16 protein-coding genes are annotated in these 21,733 nt (G+C 36.9%); 11 read left to right on the forward strand and 5 right to left on the reverse strand.

Translation table 11 applies throughout. The annotated features are described in order from the left end of the window. Nucleotides 1-177: 177 nt before the first annotated feature. Together MLOOGBEN_RS14385 and MLOOGBEN_RS14390 are read right to left on the reverse strand one after the other, a co-directional pair. Complete coding sequence (locus tag MLOOGBEN_RS14385; RefSeq protein WP_179158946.1) at nt 178-1,863, reverse strand: PrpR N-terminal domain-containing protein; 1,686 nt, start codon at nt 1,861-1,863, stop codon at nt 178-180. 517 nt (nt 1,864-2,380) lie between these two features. Continuing rightward, on the reverse strand, nt 2,381-3,463 hold the full coding sequence (locus MLOOGBEN_RS14390) for a Gfo/Idh/MocA family protein (protein WP_179158947.1): 1,083 nt from the start codon (nt 3,461-3,463) through the stop codon (nt 2,381-2,383). Nucleotides 3,464-3,843: 380 nt separating this feature from the next. Here MLOOGBEN_RS14390 and MLOOGBEN_RS14395 point away from each other — a divergent pair, with 380 nt between their 5' ends. The 4 genes from MLOOGBEN_RS14395 (at nt 3,844) to MLOOGBEN_RS14410 (ending at nt 7,633) form a co-directional block, all read left to right on the forward strand. Beyond that, nucleotides 3,844-4,680 carry a histidinol-phosphatase HisJ family protein gene (locus MLOOGBEN_RS14395; protein ID WP_368737790.1) on the forward strand — a complete coding sequence of 279 codons (837 nt, stop codon included), beginning with the start codon at nt 3,844-3,846 and terminating at the stop codon, nt 4,678-4,680. A gap of 220 nt (nt 4,681-4,900) precedes the next feature. After that, nucleotides 4,901-5,068: a hypothetical protein gene (locus MLOOGBEN_RS14400; protein ID WP_179158949.1), complete on the forward strand. Its 168-nt coding sequence runs from the start codon at nt 4,901-4,903 to the stop codon at nt 5,066-5,068. 200 nt (nt 5,069-5,268) lie between these two features. Continuing rightward, complete coding sequence (locus tag MLOOGBEN_RS14405) at nt 5,269-6,588, forward strand: short-chain fatty acid transporter (protein ID WP_179158950.1); 1,320 nt, start codon at nt 5,269-5,271, stop codon at nt 6,586-6,588. Between the two features lie 199 nt (nt 6,589-6,787). Then, complete coding sequence (locus MLOOGBEN_RS14410; protein WP_256989098.1) at nt 6,788-7,633, forward strand: hypothetical protein; 846 nt, start codon at nt 6,788-6,790, stop codon at nt 7,631-7,633. A 1,207-nt stretch (nt 7,634-8,840) separates the two neighbouring features. Here MLOOGBEN_RS14410 and MLOOGBEN_RS14415 read toward each other — a convergent pair. Next, complete coding sequence (locus MLOOGBEN_RS14415; RefSeq protein WP_179158951.1) at nt 8,841-9,320, reverse strand: MarR family transcriptional regulator; 480 nt, start codon at nt 9,318-9,320, stop codon at nt 8,841-8,843. Nucleotides 9,321-9,546: 226 nt separating this feature from the next. Here MLOOGBEN_RS14415 and MLOOGBEN_RS14420 point away from each other — a divergent pair, with 226 nt between their 5' ends. The 7 genes from MLOOGBEN_RS14420 (at nt 9,547) to MLOOGBEN_RS14450 (ending at nt 18,618) form a co-directional block, all read left to right on the forward strand. Beyond that, nucleotides 9,547-10,758 carry a MalY/PatB family protein gene (locus tag MLOOGBEN_RS14420; RefSeq protein ID WP_179159022.1) on the forward strand — a complete coding sequence of 404 codons (1,212 nt, stop codon included), beginning with the start codon at nt 9,547-9,549 and terminating at the stop codon, nt 10,756-10,758. A gap of 61 nt (nt 10,759-10,819) precedes the next feature. Further along, entirely contained in the window at nt 10,820-12,199 is a 1,380-nt protein-coding gene (locus MLOOGBEN_RS14425; protein WP_179158952.1) for an APC family permease, read from the forward strand. A gap of 115 nt (nt 12,200-12,314) precedes the next feature. Next, the gene (locus MLOOGBEN_RS14430; RefSeq protein ID WP_179158953.1) at nt 12,315-12,971 is read left to right on the forward strand and encodes a carboxymuconolactone decarboxylase family protein; all 657 of its coding nucleotides are present in this window, start codon (nt 12,315-12,317) and stop codon (nt 12,969-12,971) included. Nucleotides 12,972-12,997: 26 nt separating this feature from the next. Further along, nucleotides 12,998-13,378: a RidA family protein gene (locus MLOOGBEN_RS14435; RefSeq protein WP_179158954.1), complete on the forward strand. Its 381-nt coding sequence runs from the start codon at nt 12,998-13,000 to the stop codon at nt 13,376-13,378. Nucleotides 13,379-14,565: 1,187 nt separating this feature from the next. Continuing rightward, the gene (locus MLOOGBEN_RS14440) at nt 14,566-15,162 is read left to right on the forward strand and encodes a DUF5317 domain-containing protein (RefSeq protein WP_179158955.1); all 597 of its coding nucleotides are present in this window, start codon (nt 14,566-14,568) and stop codon (nt 15,160-15,162) included. A 522-nt stretch (nt 15,163-15,684) separates the two neighbouring features. Beyond that, a complete protein-coding gene (locus MLOOGBEN_RS14445) occupies nt 15,685-17,142 on the forward strand; it encodes a bifunctional diguanylate cyclase/phosphohydrolase (RefSeq protein ID WP_306430742.1) in 1,458 nt (485 codons plus the stop codon). A 504-nt stretch (nt 17,143-17,646) separates the two neighbouring features. After that, nucleotides 17,647-18,618, forward strand: coding sequence for an SMP-30/gluconolactonase/LRE family protein (locus MLOOGBEN_RS14450; protein WP_179158957.1), 972 nt, complete (start codon nt 17,647-17,649; stop codon nt 18,616-18,618). A gap of 377 nt (nt 18,619-18,995) precedes the next feature. Here MLOOGBEN_RS14450 and MLOOGBEN_RS14455 read toward each other — a convergent pair whose 3' ends face one another. Together MLOOGBEN_RS14455 and MLOOGBEN_RS14460 are read right to left on the reverse strand one after the other, a co-directional pair. After that, nucleotides 18,996-20,111: a diguanylate cyclase domain-containing protein gene (locus tag MLOOGBEN_RS14455; protein WP_179158958.1), complete on the reverse strand. Its 1,116-nt coding sequence runs from the start codon at nt 20,109-20,111 to the stop codon at nt 18,996-18,998. 159 nt (nt 20,112-20,270) lie between these two features. Continuing rightward, nucleotides 20,271-21,227 carry an HD-GYP domain-containing protein gene (locus MLOOGBEN_RS14460; RefSeq protein WP_179158959.1) on the reverse strand — a complete coding sequence of 319 codons (957 nt, stop codon included), beginning with the start codon at nt 21,225-21,227 and terminating at the stop codon, nt 20,271-20,273. Between the last annotated feature and the right edge of the window lie 506 nt (nt 21,228-21,733).

Here is a 21,733-nt window from a genome sequence, read left to right on the forward strand (position 1 = left end):
TATTTAGTAGTACGTTTACATTTGTTATCTTAAAACAGATTGTTTATAAAAGCAACACTTTTTTATATATTTATATTATGCGAGATTTAATCGTTTAAAATTGCAACAGTTTAGATTTGAAAAACGTAGGTAGCCCTGCCTTATTTTCCCCAATAAAAATAGGCGTAAGCATAAAGATTACTCTTTAAGCTTACGCCATAGGGTGGCACGATTAATGCCTAATCGTTCTGCTGCTTTTGTTTGATTATGATTTTCTGCCTTCAGTACCCATTTAATGATTTCCTTTTCAATTTCCTTAAGGGTACCTTTTTGAAGAATGTCATTGGCTGGGAGGTGTTCATTCGTATTCGCTTTTTCAATCGTTTCCTTTTGAATCACATAGTCCTGCGAATTGAGGGCAATCTGCTTGATTAAGTTTTTCAAATCATCAATCTCATTCGGATAGCTATAGTTCTCTAAAAACCCGATTGCCTCATTTGTGATTTTCACAGCTGTTGTTCCATATTTCTGATTGTAGTAGGCGATGAAATATTGGGCCAGGGTCCGAATATCCTCTTTTCTTTCAGAAAGAGTCGGCATCATGATTTTCGTAAGTTTGAGTCCTGGAAGGAGCTCAGGAACAAACCCATTTTCTGAAACGATGAAAATACGAACCTGCTGTTTTTGACATTCCTTTAAAAAGTGGGAAAGCCTTTCGCGACCGTCTGCAAATTCTGTATTCAACAGCTTGATGGTCCTAATTTTTCCTAACGGCAGCTGATCCAAATAGTCTTGGTCAAATTCCTTGAAATTTAGGGTAGCAAGCATGCCGCCATCTGCAAGCTTTTGATGGATATATTGCGTAATAAAGGCCTTGCTTGTTCCTTTCCTTCCTTCTAAAAGGATGATTTGATTACTTTTATAGAGTGTTTCAATATGATTGAGAATCGTCTTGATCGAAACAGAGGTATCCGCAATGGGTTCACTCGCGATTTCCGTCTCGATGGTGAGTCCCCTTCGCTCCATTAGCGGCATTGTATTTTTATCGATTACAATGACCTTGTAACGCTGCCCCTCAACTTGAACGCAGGTGCCCGTCACATTAATCATCCGATCATCAAGCATGAGATTTCTCGTCACTTTATGTTGATTGATCTCAAGATCTGTATTTAATATGTATAAATGTTCCTTTGTAAGTGGATTGGAAGGAAAATCCGTCCAATGCTCATAAATCAGCTTATTTTGCCCATCTATCATCATCAGATTTTGATGGTTATTTACGATATATTGCTCCATAACCTTTGTGACATTGTTATTGTCTTGCAGATAACGATAGAGAATCTCCGCATCCTCAAGGGAATTCATAATCGACTCTTTGCCCGATTGGATTAAAAAACCCTTAAGACCATATGCCTTGGAGGTTTTCAGCGTGATCACATCACCGACAATTTGCTCATAGCCAGTGTTTTTTAGTTCTAAAATTAATGGGGCTACCTCAGATAGATCGGAAATCGTGAATACCTGTAGGGGAAGGTCTAATAAGTCAATAACGGCCTGAGCCCCAGAGGTAATATTGGAAAAGCCCACTATCGCCGTCTTTCTTTCCAAATTCGTGGCCAAAGAAAGCGACCGAATCATGTCATATCCGGAAAGATGCATATCCAAAACCGGAATCCGAACGTTCTTCTTAATAAATTGAGCTGTTCCACCCCTGCTAATCAGAATGTCTGCACCCTTTTCCTCCGCATCGACCGCCTTCCTAACTCCCACCTCTAAATCCCCAAGAGAATAGGTAATATCAAGCGCAGGAAAAAGAGGGATACACTCCTGAATAACAGGAATCATTGCTTCATAAGGTGCCACAATATGTATATTAATCTTCATCAGAACACCTGCCTTCTAGCTAACATTAATCCATTGTATCATCCTATATTTTACCACAAAACGTAAAGGGACAACTGTGGCTTAGTAAGAAAGCTATCTCAAGCGCCTCTCGACAAATAAAGGGTTAATTAAACGTTTGTGTAAATATGAAGGGAACCCTTATATGACAAGGGTTCCCCAAGTGTGAAATCATAATCAAAGGCTCTTTTCGTAAACTTTGTTGCTTTCTGTACAATTTACTCTAAATTAATCGCTACTTCGGACAAGTTTGACGAATCTATGAGTCATGGTGTCCGAACCTGTGGCAACTTCAGACAAGCTTGATGAATCTAAGAGTCATGGTGTCCGAACCTGTGGCAACTTTAGACAAGTTTGATGAATCTAAGAGTCATGGTGTCCGAACCCGACTTAAGCAAAAAACGTTATTAACCAATAATAAAAACAACAAGCTTTGCGAAAACAGCCTAATCAAAAGACCAAAAGAACCGTCCCCTCGGTCATTCCGATCACCAAATTCCTATTTTTCGAACCTGCCTTTAAAATCCAATGTGCTGCATTTTTCCAGTGGAAGTTTAACACTTTTACCTTCCGCAGCTGATTTATAAATGGCAAGGACAAGCTCTAGTGCTCTTCTTCCATCTTCTGCTGTCACGTATGGTTCACGATCATTCTTGATAGCATCAATGACATCCGCATACAGTGGGTTATGACCAAATCCGTATACATTCGGAGGATTTTCTTGATACGTTTCTTTCACTTCTTCTGGATCATCTAACTTATCTGCAAACTGCCATTCCTCGATAATATTAACCGATTTTCCTCCAGCTTTAACAGTTGCTTTCTCTCCAAAAATGTAGAGCGTTTCTTCAAGGTTCGTCGGATAGATATTGGTGGTACCCTCAACAATTCCATAACTTCCATTTGAAAACTTAATTAATGCCATCCCTAAGTCTTCAGCCTCGATAAAGTCGTGTTTCATGTTGTCTGTCATCCCAACCACTTCTGTAATCTCGTCGCCCATCATCCAACGTAAAAGATCAATATTATGAATACATTGGTTCATCAATGCACCACCATCTTGTTCCCATGTTCCACGCCAAGGAGCTTGCTTGTAATAATCTTCTCCCCTGTTCCAGCGAATATGAGCAGTTCCATGTAGTAATCTGCCGAAGCGCTCTTGTTCGACTGCTTCCCTTATTTTTTGAACCGATTTATTAAAACGGTTTTGATGGCAGGCACTTACCTTCACATTTTTTTCTTTTGCTTTTTCAATGATGGCATCCGCTTCTTCTAGCGAAAGAGCGATCGGCTTTTCAATGATCAAATTACTTCCCATTTCAATACAATCTAAAGCAATTTGACCATGCTTCCCACTTTCCGTACAAATGGCGACTAGCTGTGGCTTTTCTTTTTCAAGTAACTCTTTATAGTCTGTATATGTAGGCGTTGATGCTGGAAGGTTAAAACTCGCAATTTTATCCTCCATATGTTCAGGTGTAGTGTCACATAATCCAACAATTTCAAGTTCATTTTCGATAGCCGCAGCTATATGATTGGGCGAAATTCTTCCGCAGCCAATGATTGCAAATTTCAAGCTCATGATGGTCCTCCTAATAAAATCCAATATTTTCTTTATTATTTACACCCTTCATTGTATTATTCATTTCGAAAATTGAAAAGAGTAAACATTCCTATACTCACATAAAAATCATGGGGACGGCTCTCATGGTCAAATTCAAGAGCATCTCTTTTCGTTCAGACACAACCATATGAAAAAAAGCACCGAAATCGGCACCCTTTCACTTTTTAAAGTAATTCCTTGACGGCTGCTGCTATGTCTTTCGGAATTAGTTTGTTGAATTCTTTAAAGTATTCGAGTTTAATTGAAAAAGAGAAAATAAGTAAATGGATGTTTGAACAATCTGACAAAATTGCGCTCATCTCGCTCTTAGGCAAATTTTTGTTCTAGTATAGACAATTGTGAAAGATTTCACTATAGTAATTTTAAAAAAAGCAGGTGAAAAAACGATGTATGTAATGGATTATCATCATCACACCAATCATTCCTTTGACTCCACCGCTAGTATGATAGAAGTATGTAAAAAGGCAATAGAAAACGAAATTCAAGAAATTTGCTTTACGGAGCATTTCTCCGTTAATCCCCTTGCGCCAACCTACGGTCACATCGTTTTTGAAAATTATTTACATGAGATTCGTGAATGTCGGGAGAAATTTCACAGCCAGTTAATCGTAAAAGCTGGAATTGAACTTTGCGAGCCTCACCTTTTAAAAGATCAATATGATGAAATACTGCAGCCACTAGACTTGGATTTCATCTTAGGTTCTGTCCATAATCTCAATAACCAGAAGCTTCGTCTCGCCCTCAACGAAGACCCTGAAACTGCCTATGAACGATATTTTAATGAACTCTTGTCTATGGTATCTGCCTCAGATATAGATATCATCGCCCATTTCGATTTAATGAAACGATATGCCTATAAAGAACATGGCCTTTATGATGTTCAAGAATATCAGGAAATCATCGAGCTAGTCCTAAAGAAAGCAATTGATAGAAATATAGGAATCGAGATTAATACCTCTGGACTCAGAACGAGTTTAAAACAGACGATGCCCTCCATCGAAATCATCCAGCTATACAAAGACCTCGGCGGAGAAATCCTAACGATTGGATCTGACTCCCACAAAGCTGATACCGTTGGAGCAAACCTCACCGATGCGCTTTCATTAGCAAAGGATTGTGGATTCAAGTATATTTATAAATTTGATAAAAGAAAGCCGATACCGGTAAAAATATAATTCATAGGGACCGTGGGGGGGCCATGGGGACGGTTCTCATGGTCATATCCATGGGCATCTCTTTTCGTTCAGATACTACCATATGTATGATGAAAGACAAATCAGGAGAGTTCCTAGTGAGATTAGTCCTTCATAAGCTTGATGAAAGACAAATCAGGAGAGTTTCTAGTGAGATTAGTCCTTCATAAGCATGATGAAAGACAAATCAGGAGAGTTCCCAGTGAGATTAGTCCTTCATAAGCTTGATGAAGGACATATCAGAAAATTTCTTATTGAGATTAGTCCTTCATCGGGTCTTCGTGAGAAAAATCAACATCTGTCTTTAACAAAGCCAATAGATAAAAGCCATCAGAACCGTCCCCATGTCCACTCGTCTTCTGGTAGATAAGGGTGTATGGCTAATGTTGCAAACTTCGATAAATATCGGGGAGTGACAGGCACCAAAACTAATATTCTCCAGATTTCTTTGTTTTATTTTTAGGTATTTTTTCTTAATTTGTCAAAATATATAATCTAAATGGAGGAATTTCGGAATTTTTGTAAAATACCTAATAGTGTTGCAATAATGCATCAAAGGGGGAGAACTTTATGAAAGTTTTGGTATCATTTTTTAACCGCATCATGCAGCGGTACTTGCCAGATCCATTTATTTTCGTCATCATTTTAACGTTTGTTGTATTTGGATTAGGCCTTATCTTCACGGATAACGGACCATACCAAATGGTCCAGCACTGGGGAAATGGTTTTTGGGGACTTCTTTCTTTTACGATGCAGATGGTCCTCGTATTAGTAACAGGACATGTCTTGGCAAGCAGCCATATATTTAAAAAAGGGTTAGGATCTCTTGCTTCATTCGCCAAGTCACCAGGGCAGGCGATTGTCATCGTAACCGTTGTTTCGATGATTGCCAGCCTTATTAACTGGGGATTCGGGCTGGTCATTGGTGCTTTGTTTGCGAAGGAATTAGCGAAAAGAGTAGAAAATGTTGATTACAGGCTGCTAATTGCGAGCGCTTACTCAGGATTTCTCGTATGGCATGGAGGAATATCAGGATCTGTCCCATTAACCATTGCCACTCCGGGACATTTTACAGAAGATCTAATCGGTGTTATACCCACAAGTGAAACGATTTTTTCAACCTTTAATATCGTGATTGTATTAGGGCTGCTTGTAACCATTCCTATTATCAACCGCTTAAGTATGCCGTCAAAGGAACAAACGATAACGGTTGACCCTGTACTCTTGGAGGGTGATTTCCAGGCAGCGGCCATTGAAAAAGAGGCTCTGACACCTGCTGACAGACTTGAAAACAGCAAATTTATTTCTTTATTAATTGGAGTACTTGGACTTGTTTTCCTGTTCTATTATTTCGCCACTAACGGATTTAAGCTAAACCTCGATATCGTCAATTTCTTATTTTTATTCCTTGGCATTCTACTCCACGGTACTCCAAAACAATTCTTGGATGCTGTGTTGAATGCGGTTAAAGGAGCGAGCGGCATTATCATCCAATTCCCTTTCTATGCCGGATTAATGGGATTGATGACGACCTCTGGATTAGCTGCCGTCATATCTGACTGGTTTATTGCAATTTCAAATGAATTTACCTTCCCGATGCTTGCCTTTTTAAGTGCCGGTATTGTCAACTTCTTCGTTCCATCTGGTGGAGGGCAATGGGCAGTTCAAGGTCCTATTATGCTGGATGCGGCGACACAACTTGGTGCATCCCTTCCAAAAACAGCGATGGCCGTTGCGTGGGGCGACGCCTGGACGAACATGATCCAGCCATTCTGGGCACTTCCAGCACTGGCAATCGCTGGTCTGAAGGCGAAGGACATCATGGGATACCTTGTCATGGTCCTTGTTGTCAGCGGTGTAGTCATTTCACTAGGATTCTTATTCTTCTAAACAGCAGAGAGGATGATTCAGAGAAAATGGATCATCCTCTCTTTTTATGGTGGGTTTTTCCGATCAATGATAGAGTCAGAAAAGCCAGAACCGTCCTTGCGGCTCATCGTCCATAATTCTGTCACAACTTTCCACAAATCACCCTGTCCTTTTGCCCTCTAGATTCCTATATAGAGGGTAGAAAGGCTGGTGCATTTTTATGAATTTGAAATCAGGCAGAATTGAAGGGTTTGAAGGATATTCTCAGTTTAAAAGTGTGAAGGAGTTTAATACGCATGTAGAAATGTGGTTAGCAGTGAAGAAGCATGCGTTCTCGAAGGGAGAGCTTGTTGGCTTGAAGCGGCTAGTTCGTTTTTCTGTAAAAGTGCCAGGGGTTTGTAATGCAAAGATCGGTACCTTGCTAAAAGCAATTAATGAAGAGTATCAAGGTAACGGAATCTCCCGCTCTACCTTTAAACGGATGATCATCAAAGCCAAGGAATTAGGAATCGTCACCATCTATGAAACCGAACGAAAAAATGGATCCCAGACTAGCAACTTATATAGCTTTAATCGTTTCCCACAAAGTGAACCACCTAAAGCGGAAAAATTGAACCACCCTAAAGAAACTAATAATCTTTTAAAAACTAATATTACAAAGACTACTAAACGTAACGAAGCGCCGTTTGAACTCGATCATACTTTTGTTTCTGAAAAAATCCCACAAACATTTGTCCAACTCGTAAAATACTTCTTCTCCGACGCAAAGACGATTGAAGAATACTGGCATATGGTTCAAATTGCTGCTTTTAGATTTGAATGTCATCAACACACTGATGATGTGCTCTCCATTGCGATTCAGTCCTTTAAGCAGCTGGTGCGTAAACTGAAATCTACCAAAAATGTAGCAAAACCGATTGCCTTCTTTTTCGGAATCCTAACAAACAAATTAAAAGAACTCTATCTGAAACAATTACCAGAAAACGGGTATGAGAGTAAACCGTTACGTTACCTGCTCGGTAACGGCGAAGTCATGTACTATGACTGGATGCACTGGGAGGAATAGTTTTGGAGAGTGTACAAATAAATGAAGTTACAACCTTCGACAAAGTGTGGTAAGAATATTTCCAAACAATCGTTTGATTAAAGTTTCCACAAACCCTTTTGAAAAACGAACCTTAGCACCATTTCAAGATTATTTCCTGTCGAGGAAAAGCTTTGCTTGCTTCTAAGATTTCACAAAGAAAGACAAAAAACTGAATTTCTACAATTACCAGCAGGTTCTGCCAAAATGGTATAGTAATAAAACGTTTGTGTAAAAAGCGAATGAATCCCATTATTTAAGGCTTTCTCTCTGGATTTAGGCATAATCATTGTCGATATATAGAGTAGACTTTATAGATTATCTGGCTAATTTTACGGATTATGACGATTTTCCCTTAAATCTACATACTTTGGCACCTTTCTTGTTTTTGCCTTTTACACAATCGATTGATTAAATAGGATCTAATTCCCCTAGTGACAAGCCTTCTAACGAATAGTACTAGAAAAAAGAGGTCGAAATCTGTTTTCAGTATTTAACTAGCAGCCCGGGGACTCAGTTCTATTGTCCTTCCATAAAATTTATTGGTTTAGATTCTATTAGTTCCAATATATGCAGCGATTCTAATCAATCGATTAGTTAATCCCGATGCTACTAATCAAACGTTTGATTAGATGGACACTGAGTCCCTTTAGTAAGAGAACCTTTCTATTGTTTTCAAATGAATAATTTGCCGAAGAAAGATAGAGAGTGTTTACTTCCTATCCTCTATCCATTAAACAGTATAAGAAACGAGAAACTGTAATCCCTTTCCTTGAAATTATGTCCAATAACCTCCTGAAAAGCTTTCTATATGTAGATTTGTTAATAAAATAACCTCATTTATTATGATACGGTTCTCCGTATCTAATGAAAATGAGGTTTCGCCATTAGCGTATTTCACCTGTATAGAAAGAACAAGTTAGTTGTTTAAAGTCATAATCTTTAAGTTCATCAAAAGTAATATTTGCATGTGAACCTTTATGCACCATTAGATTACTGTTTTAACCAAGAGGAATTAAAATTACAGAGTTGTTCGTAGGATAATCGTAATCGAGTTCCCAGGCTGTTCCACTGTCGGGAATAGTTGCCATGGTAGATACCCACAACAATTTCATATTTTTAATCCTTCAAAAATGCCTTTTTTTACAGTACGATGGCAACATTGAAGTGGGATACCCTAAAATTCGAGTCATTTATCAAGAATATCCCCACCATTACGTGATATTTCAATCCCACGATTTAAAACTTTCGAGATCTTGATTAACTTTTGAAAATCTTCAGCGGTAAAATCTTTAAGATTCATTAAATGCTTTCCGTACTCCTCTTTATCTAATTTTTTATGATATTCATAAACTATTTTACCTTTTGGAGTCAGTTCAATAATAAATTCACGATAATTATCCGGATTTCTATATTTATCAACTAATCCCTTTTTGATAAGTTTATCAACCATTTGGGAAACAGCGCTTTTGGTACGATTGGTTATTTCTGCAATCTCAGAGGTATTTGTTTTAATGATATTGCCAATTAAGTTGAGTGTATGAACTTCAACCATATATAGCTCATCTTCTGTTCCATACATCCTAGGGATGCTCTCGTAAGAACTAAGCAGTCTAGAGGTTTCGTAAAGTGTTTCCATCAGTTCGTTAAACACTTCCTCTTTTTCCAACCCTTCCACCCCCTCATTGTTTACTTAAATAACTATTATTGTATTATAACATATTAGGAAATACAGTTTTAATTACTTTAATGTCCTTTATTAATTTTGTGAACTTTCAAAATATTATTGACCATTTACAGTTAAGGTGCTAAACTAAACACACAGTTAAGCTGCTGAACTGAGATAAACACTTAAATGTTAGCGCTTTTACGTAATGATTAGGAGGGGAAAAATGATGAGATATAATTTTGATGAAATTGTTAATCGCAGGAATACTTATTCATTAAAATGGGATGGGGAAGATTTGATTAAAGCAATTGGTTATACAGAAAGATACGACAATGAGACCATTCCTTTATTTACTGCTGATATGGATTTGCCTGTGCCTCAACCGTTAATTGATGCACTTCACAAAACAGTTGATCATCGTATTTTTGGATATTCTGTTTTCCCAGATGAGTATTATGAATCCATTCAGCATTGGTTTAATAAAAGGCATGATTGGAAAATCAAAAGAGAAGAAATCATATATAGCCCAGGAACGGTTCATGCCTTAAATGTAGCAGTAAGAGCATTAACCAAACCTGGAAATGGTGTCATCATTCAACGTCCTGTCTATCCACCGTTCACAGCTGCAATCGAAGGTAATGGTAGAATTGTTCGGAACAATGCACTGAAATGTGATTCAGAAGGGTATTACACCATTGACTTCAAAGATTTTGAAGCAAAAGCCAAAGAAGAGACGACAACGATGTTCATTCTATGTAATCCACATAATCCCACAGGAAGAATTTTTAATCAAGAAGAATTGAAAAGGCTTTCAGAAATTTGCGCAGAAAATAATGTTCTCATCGTCGCAGACGAAATTCATGGAGATTTGATTAGGAAAGACCAAACGTTTTATCCAATCGCAAAAGTAGTGAACATTACAGACCATATCCTCACCTGTACAGCAATAAACAAGACATTTAATGTCGCTGGTCTTCATTGTACAAATATGATTATTTCAAATCCCGAGATTAGGACAACCTTCAGTCAGGCAATGGGAATGCACCTGCCATCACCGTTTACAGTTTCCGCCTTAATTGCTGCTTACAATGAAGGAGATGAATGGTTAGAACAGTTAAACGACTATCTTGATGACACAATGAAGTATGTGAAAAATTTTCTTGCAAAGAACTTGCCCTACGTTAAAGTCAGAATTCCTGAAGGAACTTACGTGATGTGGCTAGACTTTAGCGAATATGGATTGACATCTAAAGAGGTGCATGACCGGATCTATAACAAAGCAAATGTCCTGCTTGAAGATGGAGAGATGTTTGGAGAAGAAGGAGAAGGCTTTCAAAGGATTTGCATCCCAACACCTAGACCTATCATAATTGAAGCACTTGAAAGAATTGCTGTACAATTTCAGGATGTTAAATCTAAAAATCTATTAAAAGCATAGAAAGTTTGTATATACCATTCATAAAAAATCTAAATATGGTCAAACAAGGGGGAAAGAAGGTATGGAAGAAAAACTAGCTGCAGTAACTACTCCGGTATCAGAACCAAAAAGATCTTCTACCAAAGATCTAAAAAGAGTTTTAGGTAGAGGAGACTTAATGTCGATTGCTGTTGGACAAATTATCGGGGCTGGCATTTTTGCATTGGCAGGGACAGCCATTGGTATGACTGGTAAGTCTGTAAATATTGCGTTTATGGTGGCTGCAATATTGGTTGTTTTGATGTCTTTAACCCAGATTGTCGTTAGCGGAACCGTCCGAATGAGGGGTGGATTTTATACAGCAGGAGCATTGCTGGTTGGAAAGCGATTTGCTGGATTCTATACCATTATCTTTATCATAACTAACGTTGCCATAGCCATGTATGCCTTATCATTTGCGGATTATTTCTTAGCACTCGTTCCTGGGCTAAATTCAACGTTAATCGCCGCCGTAGTTCTAACCATATTTTATTTAGCCAATTTATTGGGGGTAAAAGAAGCTGCTAGAGTACAAAATTTAATGGTCCTTGCTATGGCGGTCGCGTTAACCTTATTCATTGTCTACGGTATGCCTCAAATTCAGCCTGGTTATTTTGCTGGTGAAGATTTTATGCCTGGCGGAATGATGGGAATATTTACAGCTGCTGCTTTGTTAACATTTGCAACAGGTGGGGCCAATGTTATCGTAAACTTAGGAGCTGAAGCAAAAAATCCAACTAAAGATATTCCATTTGTAATTATTGTATCAACGATCTCAGTAGCAATAATTTATGCCTTAATGGCGACAGTTTCTGCAGGTGTATTGCCTGTTAGTCAGGTTGCGAATCAACCTTTAACGGTTGTTGCCCTTGAAATATTGCCTTATCCATTATATATATTCTTTGTTGTCGGTGGAGCAATGTTTGCCTTAAGTACCACTTTAAATGCCACATTAGGATGGGTGACCAAGCCCGTGCTTCAAGCTAGTATTGATGGATGGCTGCCTAAACAACTCGGAGCTATTAATGACAGATTTAAAACTCCACATGTATTATTGACAATCTTTTATTTCATTGGTTTGCTACCGATTATTACGGGCTGGGATATTAGTGGAATTGCGAGCTTTGCACTAATCCTAAATAATGTTCTATGGTTAATCATAGCCTTAGCTACAGTTAGATTGCCAAAGGTCCTTCCTGATATGTGGGAAAAATCAAAATTCAAGACCTCCAAAACAAATCTTTGGATTCTAAGTCTTGTAGCAACAGGGTCAAATGCGTTTCAAGTTTACTTATTATTTAGAGATCTAACTACATTGTTAATCGTTGGAAATATTATCCTCTTCATTCTAGCTATCTTATATGCCATTTGGAGAGATAAATCAGGCAAAGTTGATATGGAAATAAGCTATGAAGAAGCTTAAGCACCATTTTATGTGTTCTACATAAACGTAATAATTGAAACCAGTTCATTTAGATCAATATTTAGAATAAAGAATTTAAATTCATTATTAACAATCTTAATTGGGGGGAAGCCTAGTGACTAATGAAAGTTTATATCAAAAATCATATATTCGTAGATTACAAGAACTCGCCAAGCTCGCACCAGATACATTCAAAGGATTTGCCGAATTCGATAAGCTGGCGCTTTCTGACGGACTGATTCCTAAGAAAACGAAAGAGTTAATGGCTGTCGCAGTTGCACATGTAACTGGCTGTCCTTATTGTATTGATAGTCACGTATCAACTTTAAAAAGATTAAAAGTTTCAAAGGAAGAAATGGCAGAAGCAATTATGGTTGCTACTGCCTTAAAGGCAGGGTCGGCGATGGCACATGGTTTGAACGCATTGCAAGCATATGATGAAGATAATAATGAGGACCTCTATTCAAAATCGAATATGGAAAGATTCATGGAATTTGCTGAACTTAGTCCAGAGGGCTTCCGTTCTTTTAACCAATTTGATAGAGAAGCGATGAAGCCTGGACTAATTAGTCGAAAAGATAAAGAGTTAATTGCAATTGCTATTGCCCACGTAACAGGTTGTCCTTATTGTATTGAAATCCATACCAAAAATGCAAAGAAATTAGGTATTTCACGGGAAGAATTAGTAGAGGCAATTTTTGTGGCCACGGCTCTAAAAGCTGGTTCAGCTCTCGCTCATAGTGTTAATGCATTAAATGCTTATGACTTTTAATAATTCAGAAAAGGATGGATCTTAATATGACACAAACGATATTTACTGAAAAGGCCCCAAAAGCGATTGGACCTTATTCTCAAGGAATTCAAGTAGGTGATTTGTTATTTCTATCAGGACAAATTCCCGTTGATCCGGAAACGAATGAAGTAGTAGAAAATGACATTGTTTCTCAGACAAACCAAGTAATGAAGAATATAAAGGCTATTTTAGATTCTCAACGTCTTTCTGTAAAGAATATCGTAAAAACGACAATTTTTCTAAAAGACATGAACCAATTTGCCGTTGTAAACGAGGAGTATGGCAAGCATTTAGAAGACCACCGTCCTGCTAGATCAACGGTAGAGGTGAGCCGTTTACCAAAAGATGTACTCATTGAAATTGAGGTTGTCGCTTCTTTGAAATAAAACTTCTTCTATAAAAAGATAAGCCGACTACTCCTGGTAAGCGAGAAAGGAAGAGTCGGCTTATCCCTATTTTACGTGTTCTATTCTTGAGCAAAAAAACGAAGGGAAATGAGTACCCTTCTTATTCTTTATGTAGCCCCTTTCCAGGCTGGCGAAATTGTCGTACTTGATGCAAGGGGATTTAAATACGGTACCATTCGCCTGCCTAAGGACGCAGGGACTTTTACCACCAATCTGACTTTTCATAATGGATGATTTATAGCCAGAAAATAATAGTTTATCCCTTCTACAAAAATCTCTCGGATTTTCTGGGGCTGTCACAAAACTTTTTGTGGCAGCCCCCTTTTTGGGGTTGCCATTGGGACGGTTCTAATGGTCACTTTAATTTTATTTCACCTAGCTTTTTTCGGTGCTCCTGAATCTATGAATCTTTGTGTTGTGAGGTTAACGGAACCTTCTCTTTTCTCTACTTTTGAGAATAGTATTTCCGTGAATAAAATAGATTTGAAGTAGAAGTGTGGAGTGGTACCAAACCTCATAATACAAATATCACCATTTTCACTATACCAACTTTTCGACACTTTCCAACGCTTCTTAGAGGTACAAACCCTGCATTGCCAACATATGCAGCGATTCTAATCAATCGATTAGTTAATCCCAATGCTACTAATCAAACGTTTGATTAGATAGACACTGAGTCCCTTTATTATGGGAACCTTCTATTGTTTTCAAATGAATAATTTGCCGAAGAAAAATAGAAAGTATTTATGACCTTCCTCAAAATAGACAATAGAAACTAATAAACGTCATAACCTGACACACATATCCTATACAAAATGCCAATTAAACGTTTGATTAAAAGTGCTATAAATCCTTTTATAAAACGAACCTGGGCAGTTTTCTATTGAGTTTTTTGTCGTAGATATAGCCTTGTGTTCTTAATCAATCTTTTCTATCCCACAACCAATAACCATGGTGAACTCTACAAATATATAGCTAAAACTTGAATAAGGAAGCCACCAGAACCGTCCCCACGTACTTTTTTACAAAAAAACACGTAAATTTCACAAATTTCTCTTGTATTCGACAAAATACAACAATATGATGTTTATTGTAGGAATATTTACCCAATATAAAATCTTCTCTCTTATCAAACTTATATCGAGCATAGGGGCAGGTAAAAATTAATGGTATTTGATGGTATAATCATTTCATTTATTGTCGGTTTATTTAGGAAAGGGAACTTAAGAGCCTTCTCTCAGCTAAATCTTAAGTGGGGATGGGTATTCCCACTACTATTGATTGTTCAATTAACGGTTTTTACCCTCCAAAACAATAGTGAATTTTTAGGACAATTGAGCGGCTCTATTTATATCTTAGTCTATATGATTGGCTTGCTATTTTTATTTTTAAATCGCAAGAATCCTGGTTTTATCCTTATTTTTATTGGTGTATTTCTAAACTTTCTAGTGATGGTCGTGAATGGGGGCAGAATGCCCGTTTCCGTAGAGTCTGCAGCCGTTTTAGACCCTGGTTACATTGAAGCACTAAAAGAAAGCTTGTATGCCAAGCATACCATGTTAACTTCTACTACTCATCTTGGATTTTTGGGTGATGTGATTCCAATTTCTGATCCCTACCCGCGTACACAAATCATTAGTATCGGCGATATTATTATGAATATCGGAATCTTCTTTTTCATCCAATACATAATGGTCCGCCATCCGCTGGCAAAAAAGAGTGATCTTTCTCCCCTATCCATGAAGGGAGGTGAACAAGGATGAAAAGAGACCAAAAACAAGGACTTAAATTGACTGGCATTATTTACAATGCAATTATTATTGGATCTGTAATTGTTGCCTTGACTTCTGGATTTAAACTAATATAATCCTAAGGTAGTATTAAAATGGGGAAAGTGATCTATCACTTTCTCCTATCTTATTATGAAAGTGATGAACAAAATGCAGTTTTTAAAGTCAACCACTAATAAATACCTTTTTATAGTCTCGGTTTTGGGCGTCATCGCCTTTATAGCAATATATGATTTTGCATTTCATTCATCTTCCGAATGGCTTATCACGATTGCACTGGTAGGAGCCATATTACTTTTAAATCATCATCCTATAGTACTTCCCCCAAAGGGTAACTCTCTTTCTATGGATTCTTCTATATGCCTTGCATGTCTTTTTTTATTTGGACTAAATTTAACTTTGGCGGTATTGCTAATTTATTCGATTTTATTTGCTCTTACACAACGAAAAATTGTCTGGTGGAAACATATATTTAATTTTTCTATCTATGTTTTAATGATCACTAGTACTTATTATATATTCATTTTAACTGGGGGTACCATCAATGGTATCCAAGTCAATAACATCGTTCCTTATTTAATTTCTTTTAGCATTTACTTTGTCTTGAATGTCTTTTTTATCGGATATTACTTTATACTAGCAGCTGCTGAAAGTTTTGAAAATGTTGTTAGAGAACTTATTAAAGAGGCCATTTCCCCTTATATGAGTACGCTCATGCTGTCATTAGTACTGGCCATACTAATGAGTTACGAAAGATTCTTTGGACTTTTCCTGTTTGTCTGTATTGCTTTTCTACTTTCGTTAGCCTTTAAGCAGCACTTTCATTTATTTAAGGAAATTTCAGAGAAAGCAAACAAAGACTTTTTAACCGGACTAAATAATCATGGATATTTTAAAGAGATTTTAGAAAAAGAAGTAACGGTTGCGAAGGAAAACGATCAGCCACTTTGTGTCGTGCTGCTTGATATCGATGATTTTAAAAAATATAACGATTTATACGGCCATATCCAAGGTGATCATTTGCTTCAGGAATTTGGCCAACTTATAAAAGCAGTTTCGGAGGTGGAAAATTACCCTGTTGCCCGCTATGGCGGTGAGGAATTTTCAATTATAATGCCTAATACAACCCCTCAAAGGGCCATTTCATTTATGAATGAACTACGGAAAAAGACAAATGATACCTTCTTCGAAGGGGTGGAAAGTCTGCCCTATGGCTGCTTATCCTTTTCAGCGGGAATTGCGGAATGCGAAAAAGAAACCTATAACATTTCGGAACTGCTAAACAAGGCAGATCAGGCCATGTATGCAGCCAAAGGCCAGGGAAAAAACCTTGTTCAAATTTACAATCAGTATTCTGAATACTCAGTCCAACGCTCCCTCTCCTTAGAAAAAGAATTGGAAGAAGCAGAACAGCAGCTGCGAATCTTTCTCTCTAAGGATGTCTATACATACCGTCATAGTAAACGTGTGTATCAGTATGCGGTGAATTTCTCAAGGATGGTATCCTTAAGTGACTATGAACGGAAGACATTAATTCTTGGTGCATTAATCCATGACATCGGGAAAATTGAAGTCCCTCGGGATATTCTCCAAAAAAAGGGAAAGCTCGAACCGCATGAATGGGAGATTATGAAGAAACATGTCACCTGGGGCAAAGAAATCGTTTCAGTTAATAAGAAATTAGAAGACTTGATTCCATTAGTGGAGCTGCACCATGAACGCTTTGACGGAAATGGCTATCCCTATGGGTTAAAAGAAAAATCAATACCTAAACTGGCCCGTATCCTATGTATCATCGACTCATTCGACGCGATGACCACCGAACGGCCCTATCAAAAAACCAAAACATTCAACGAAGCATTCGAAGAATTACGGGCCTGCTCCGGAAAACAATTCGACCCCCAATTCATCGAACCCTTCATCGCCATGATCAAACAAATGGACGAAGGGTGACAGGCACCATTTATTCATTTTTAACCATTTATACATCTTTTTCTGTATATTTGTCTATGATTTTAGCCCTCAAACGAAGTTTGAGGGCTTTTTGGTATTTTCACTATACCATCTTTTCGACACTTTCCACCGCTCCTTAGAAGGTACAAACCCTGCATTGCCAACATTTGCAGCGATTCTATTCAACTTTGGCTGTGTTATTATTCATTGTTGATTTTCGTGTAGGGTTGATCATTCATAGGCGGAGAATTTCCGGCAACATTCAGCTTTAACATAGACAAAACTTGAATGAGAAAACCACCAGAACCATCCCACAGTCTCTAAAACTCTTAGTCTAACAAAATATACATAAATTAAATAGAAGAAAAAACTACTTATTTTCATATAAATTCAGATAATTCCTTATATTGTTTATATTCACAATATATTGTTAAATAGAGCGATACAGGCTTTCAAGATTTATCATTTGACCTTAATAGGTTAAACAAGGAGGAATTATATAAAATGAAAAAAAGGGTATTAGCAGTAACCGTATTAATCATACTCTCCCTTATTACTGTTACAGTCGTTGGAGCAAAAGCGTTATATGTAACAAAACCAGTGCCAAAAGGAGAAAGACATTCCATTTCAGAGATTGTCCAACCTAGTAGTCAATGGGAAAAGGTAGCGACCGGAAGTGGATTTATGGAGGGCATTAACTTCGACCGGAGCGGAAACATTTGGATGGTCAGTCCGCCTACAGGCGAAATTATTAAGGTCGAAGACGATAAGCTTTCAATCGTAGAAACATATGTAGGCGACCTCCCTGTAGGGACAAAGTTTCACAAGGATGGACGCCTTTTTATCACAGATGTTACTGGAAAACTTTACGCCTATGACCCTGTTACTAGAAAGCGTACGACCATTGTTAATTCTTACAATGGCAAACCTTTAAATGGACTAAATGACCTCGTATTTGACCAAGCTGGCGGACTTTACTTTACAGAACCAATGGGATCGAGTGCAACGAATCCAATAGGCCGTGTCTTCTACCTGCCGCCAGATGGTTCAGAATTACAACTTTTCCAAGAAGGTATTGCTTATCCTAATGGGATTGCGATTTCAGCGAACGGTCAACGTGTTTATATCTCTGAGTTCGCGACAAATCGAATTATCTCTGTACCTTCAAAGAATGCTAAAGACGCTCGTGAAACCTCGTTTGTCTTCGGTCAATTTGAAGGCGGAATCGGTCCAGATGGTTTGGCCGTCGATACAGAGGGCAATCTTTATGTAGCCCATTTCCAGGCTGGCGAAATTGTCGTACTTGATGCAAGTGGATTTAAATACGGTACCATTCGCCTGCCTAAGGACGCAGGGACTTTTACCACCAATCTGACTTTTCATAATGGATACCTTTATGTAACAGAGTCATTGAAAAACGAAGTCTGGCGGATTAAGGTCAAAAAGGAAGGTTTGCAGCCTTACGGGTTGCAATAGAACCATCAATAATAGCGGTTTTTATGGATAATTTATAGCCAGAAAATAATAGTTTCTCCCTTCTACAAAAATCTCTCGGATTTTCTGGGGCTGTCACAAAACTTTTTTTGTGGCAGCTTTTCCTATTACATTGTGAAAGATAAAAAATTTTTTTCAAAAAATAGCTATACTTTTTAAGATTGTTTGTCGATAATACTAAATGTAGCTTGCTTCTCCTAGCAAGTTGCTAGTATTATTTCACTAGAGCTGTCCATTTTAGGGCAGCTCTTTTTATTGAGAAAAAGTTGTTATCTCACATAAGACCGTCTTTTGTGAGATATGAAAAAAACTATCAATGCCTCGTAAAAGCATCTCTTTCAATAGTTCAAAAAGTAAGGCTACTTTATAGTCATCGTAAATTCTTTTTTTCTGTTACTATCATATAATTGATAATTATTTTTGCCTTTATTCTTAGCCTCATACATAGCCATGTCAGCGTGTTTTAAGAGCTCCTCTCCATCTTCACCATCTTTGGGAAAAAGTGAAATCCCTATGCTTGGGGTAACAATAACCTCATTATTTTTAATCATGAAATGCGAACTTACTGTTTTTAAAATACTTTCCGCCACTTGAACTGCATTAAGTTGGTTTGAATCTGGCAAAAGTATCACAAATTCATCTCCTGCCCATCTAGTTGCTGTCCCTATTTTTTCTACACATTTTCTTAATCGGATTGACACTTCTTGTAAAAGAAGATCGCCGGCAGCATGACCTAACTTGTCATTCACACCTTTGAATCCATCCAGATCAATAAATAATATGGCAATTTGTTTATGATGATCTTTCGCATTCGTAAAAGCTGTTTCCATATACTTATTCAACAGGTTTCTATTGGGTAACCCTGTTAATTGATCGTGGTAAACCATATAATCAATAGTTTCCTCTGCTTTTTTACGTTCGGTTATATCTCTATCAATACTTAAAATCGCCTTTTTCCCCATAAACCTAATTCTTGTAGTTGATGCTTCGATGTCAACGACTTGTCCATCTAGACGAAGTAATTTTTGTTCCATACGATTAAGTGGCTTTTTTCTATCTTGAAATGCTTTTTTAATCTGTGATACTACAATGTCTTGGAAGTCTGGATGAACTAAATCCATAAAAGGCTTGCCTATCAGCTCACCTATTTTATTTGCACCAAGAATTTTAGCCCCCGAAGGATTTATAAAAAGAATTTTTTCCCCATCGTGAACAAGAATTGCATCTGGTGATAATTCAATTAAAGAACGATGCTGTTCTTCACTTTCTTTTAAATCGTTTATTAATTTTCTTTCAAACAAAAAAGAAAATAGGAACAGAACTATTAATATCAGCAAAGTGATCGTATCAAAAAAATCTTCTTCCACTGAATTTATAGGGAATCCAAAAAAAGCAAGAATTTGTTCATCATAGTAGTACGTTAATAAAGTGAAAAACATTAAAACTAATATCATCTTAAATTGATTTGACCTCATATTTTTCATCCTTTCGGTAGCCCATTTAAGCAAAAACAAAAGCTATAGGTCTCCTCAATATTGTTTAACAAAAGATGCTGCTTATTACTAACTTTCATGCGGAAATAGAAAAAAGTCTTGAAGTTGGTTCACCTGGAATCATAGCAGGTCAATAAAATACTATTTTAAATGAATCGAAACGATTCCATTACTATTTCTTTCAGGTTCCTTATCTTTCATAGGATTAAACAGACTAAGAAAAACATCAACTATTTCAGGATCAAATTGTGTCCCTTTATTATTACGAATCTCATTCAAAACATGATCAAGATCCAGTGCCTCTCTATATACACGTTTGGTAGACATTGCATCAAAAGTATCAGCAACTGCTACTATTCGAGCGACTAGTGGTATTTCATTTCCTTTTAATCCTTTAGGATAACCTTTGCCATCATAACGTTCATGGTGATATAAAACGATATCTAAAACCCCATTTTCTTTAAAAGTTGAAATATGCTTAATCATCTCATAACCAATAGTTGGATGAGTTTTTATAGTATTATATTCATAATCTGTTAATTTCCCAGACTTACGCATGATATATTCAGGAATACCGATTTTCCCAATATCGTGAAGTAATCCTCCAGTATGAATGACATTACACAAGTCTTTTTTCAATTTCATTTTTTCTGCTATTTGAACAGCATATTTTGCTACGTTTTCGGAATGATATTTGGTATAGGTATCTCTTGAGTCTAATGCGTTGGATAGTGCTTTTATTAATTCCAAATGATCTTCTTTTACTTTCTGAACCTTCTTCATAAGTGCAACTGAGATAAAAGTTATTAAAAGATACGTAAACAAATATGTCAAAAATGTTGTTAAATCAGATGATACTTCAGGTAATAGGATAAATCTGCAAGTAACCACTAAACCTGAAAGAAGAAAAATAAACCAAATAGAAAAGTTATAAAATCCAATACCTAAAAATATTGCACAAAAGATGTATAGGATATAAACATTACTGTCTTTATCAATAGTCAACCAACTTACAGTTATTCCTACTATTAATAGGATAAAAAAACAATATCGAAAAGTAATAGGATAATTTAAAAGTCTAAAAAATTTATTAAACATAATTCTCTCCTTTTATACGTTTACCTTACTCCTTCAGTACCCTCATTTAGCACATTCTTAATTATGCTTTAGTCATGTTAGACTGTATAGTACCCATCATTCCTATTTCAATTAGGAAGTGATTCCTAAAAAGAGTTTATCAACAGCAAAAGGATGTTCTATTTTTTGTAATATCATTGGTGAAACAAAATTTCATGCCAGCTCTTGATAATTTTACGAAATAAATAAGCTTGTTTCATTGGTATTTAATTGGAATTTACGGGAACTTTACTATAATTGTTAGTCTCTTTGAACTAACGCCCGTTTGTTTAAGTAGTTTTTGTTTCCTGTAAACGTCACAATTTCTCTCAATACTTATAGCGATGATTCGAAATATGACGTTATTCTTAATAACGTCTCAAAAAGCAGGCTGACAATAATCAGCCTGCTTTTATTAATTGATTTGGTTTCCACCTGGTTCGTAGTCCCTGTAAGACTCTATTTTTAATGGTGGTAAAATAATGTAT

It is taken from the genome of Bacillus sp. EB106-08-02-XG196, assembly GCF_013396335.1.
Taxonomy (GTDB): Bacteria; Bacillota; Bacilli; order Bacillales; family Cytobacillaceae; genus Neobacillus.

Coding starts and splice junctions, on each gene's coding strand:
- MLOOGBEN_RS14435 (WP_179158954.1), top strand. CDS start 12,998: ATGACACAAACGATATTTACTGAAAAGGCCCCAAAAGCGATTGGACCT.
- MLOOGBEN_RS14460 (WP_179158959.1), bottom strand. CDS start 21,227: ATGTTTAATAAATTTTTTAGACTTTTAAATTATCCTATTACTTTTCGA.
- MLOOGBEN_RS14445 (WP_306430742.1), top strand. CDS start 15,685: ATGATCACTAGTACTTATTATATATTCATTTTAACTGGGGGTACCATC.
- MLOOGBEN_RS14390 (WP_179158947.1), bottom strand. CDS start 3,463: ATGAGCTTGAAATTTGCAATCATTGGCTGCGGAAGAATTTCGCCCAAT.
- MLOOGBEN_RS14455 (WP_179158958.1), bottom strand. CDS start 20,111: ATGAGGTCAAATCAATTTAAGATGATATTAGTTTTAATGTTTTTCACT.
- MLOOGBEN_RS14425 (WP_179158952.1), top strand. CDS start 10,820: ATGGAAGAAAAACTAGCTGCAGTAACTACTCCGGTATCAGAACCAAAA.
- MLOOGBEN_RS14385 (WP_179158946.1), bottom strand. CDS start 1,863: ATGAAGATTAATATACATATTGTGGCACCTTATGAAGCAATGATTCCT.
- MLOOGBEN_RS14410 (WP_256989098.1), top strand. CDS start 6,788: ATGAATTTGAAATCAGGCAGAATTGAAGGGTTTGAAGGATATTCTCAG.
- MLOOGBEN_RS14420 (WP_179159022.1), top strand. CDS start 9,547: ATGAGATATAATTTTGATGAAATTGTTAATCGCAGGAATACTTATTCA.
- MLOOGBEN_RS14440 (WP_179158955.1), top strand. CDS start 14,566: ATGGTATTTGATGGTATAATCATTTCATTTATTGTCGGTTTATTTAGG.
- MLOOGBEN_RS14450 (WP_179158957.1), top strand. CDS start 17,647: ATGAAAAAAAGGGTATTAGCAGTAACCGTATTAATCATACTCTCCCTT.
- MLOOGBEN_RS14405 (WP_179158950.1), top strand. CDS start 5,269: ATGAAAGTTTTGGTATCATTTTTTAACCGCATCATGCAGCGGTACTTG.